This window comes from Escherichia sp. HH41S (assembly GCF_009820115.1).
Lineage (GTDB): Bacteria > Pseudomonadota > Gammaproteobacteria > Enterobacterales > Enterobacteriaceae > Escherichia > Escherichia coli_F.
The window spans coordinates 1-350 of the sequence record NZ_VNXE01000075.1; the positions used below are offsets into that span (position 1 = coordinate 1).

The following is a 350-nucleotide window of genomic DNA, read 5'->3' on the forward strand; positions in this document are numbered from 1 at the left end:
CAACCGTGACCAGATCAGCCGTATCAGTCACGGTATCCGGCTGCGCTGATACAACCTCATTTTCATGTCCGGTCAGCACATTTTCCGGGCTGAGAGGGGTATCCTGATCGGCAGTGTCGCCCGTGTCATCAAGCTCTTCTTCCAGCTCTGCCACACGGAGCGCCAGTTCTTCTTTCGTCCCCGTCAGGCTGATATCACGGTTCAGTTGTTCACCCAGCGAGCGGAGACGGGCAATCAGTTCATCTTTCGTCATGGACTCCTCCACAGAGAAACAATGGCCCCGAAGGGCCATGATTACGCCAGTTGAACGGACACGAACTCATCAGGATCAGCCAGCAGCATCAGCGGTG

The 350-nt window shown here is 55.7% G+C and carries 1 protein-coding gene; it reads right to left on the reverse strand.

Features of this window, described 5'->3' with window-relative positions:
• Positions 1-253 (reverse strand): DNA-packaging protein FI (gene gpFI, locus FQZ95_RS14955; RefSeq protein ID WP_160530375.1); only part of this gene is annotated, 253 nt, incomplete at its 3' end.
• Between the last annotated feature and the right edge of the window lie 97 nt (positions 254-350).